The organism is Streptomyces sp. MK37H, from assembly GCF_018035285.1.
In the GTDB taxonomy this organism is placed as follows: Bacteria; Actinomycetota; Actinomycetes; order Streptomycetales; family Streptomycetaceae; genus Streptomyces; species Streptomyces endocoffeicus.
Genome location: NZ_JAAAYH010000878.1, coordinates 1 through 1,207 on the forward strand (window position 1 = coordinate 1; position 1,207 = coordinate 1,207).

At 74.6% G+C, this 1,207-nt stretch carries 1 protein-coding gene; it reads right to left on the reverse strand.

The genetic code is table 11. The annotated features are described in order from the left end of the window. On the reverse strand, positions 1-1,200 hold a 1,200-nt coding region (locus GWI24_RS44565), incomplete at its 3' end, for an MFS transporter (RefSeq protein WP_210951691.1). Between the last annotated feature and the right edge of the window lie 7 nt (positions 1,201-1,207).

Sequence of the window (1,207 nt, forward strand, 5' to 3'; positions counted from 1 at the left end):
CGGGGACGCGGCGCGGATCAGCCATCCGGTGGTGATCAGGCACACCGCGGAGATGGCGCAGAGGATCAGCGGTACGGCGCGGACGCCCGCGAGTTCGATCGCCTTGCCGAGCGCGGGCGGTGCGGCGACCCCGCCGATCATCGAGGCCGCCATGACCAGGGCTCCGGCCCGATGGGCGCGCGGCGCCGCCCGGAGCAGCCAGGGCAGCCCGGTGGGGAAGATCGGCGCGATGAACAGCCCGGCGCCCGCGTACGCGTACGGGGCCGCGGCGGGGATCGCGGCCAGCAGCAGACACCCCGTCATCCCCGCGCAGCTCACCGCGATGATCGCCTGCGCGGACCAGCGCAGGGCGAGCGGGGCGACGAGGAAGCGGCCGACCGTCATCATCAGCCAGAAGGCGGAGGTCGCGGAGGCGGCGGCGGTCGCCCCGTAGCCGACGGTCTCCAGGTGGGTCGGCTCCCAGCCGCCGACGCCGGACTCGATGGCGACGTGGAGGACGTAGAGGACGACGAAGGCGCCCAGGATGGTGACGAGGCCGCGGGCGCGGACCTGGCCTTGGGCGCCGGTGTGCCTGCCCGCGTCGGCGTCCGCCCCCGCGTCGCCGCCGCGCGGCGGGGCCTTGTCGCGCACCCCGGCCAGGCACAGCAGCAGCGGCAGCGTGAGCGCGGCGAAGCCGAGGAAGACGGCGGGGTAGTGGGCGGACCCGACCAGGCCGATGAGGGCCGGGCCGAGGACGGCGCCGATGCCGAAGTGGGCGTTGAGGATGTTGAGCATGGCGGCGCTACGGCGCCCGAAGCCGACGGCGAACAGCTGGTTCAGCCCGTAGTCGATCCCGCCGAAGCCCAGCCCCGCCATAAGCGCCAGACCCAAGGCGACCGGCCAGGCGGGCGCGAGCGCGAACCCGGCCGCGCCGCCCGCCATCAGCAGGTAGGACCAGCCCAGCAGCCGGCGGTTGCCGATCCGGCCGAAGAGCCGGTCGAAGACGAGAACACCCGCCACCGCGCCGATGAAATGCGCGCTCAGGCCGACCCCGGCCGCCGACGGCGACAGTCCGTAGGTGTCGCGCAGGGCGGGGATCGACGGCCCGTAGAGCGCCTGGAGCGCGCCGATGAGGACGAAGCCGACGCAGGAGGCGGCCACGGCGGCGCGGCTGAAGAGTTGGGGAGGTGGTGGTGACGGGGTGCTCGTTGGTTGCTCCAAGGAGTCC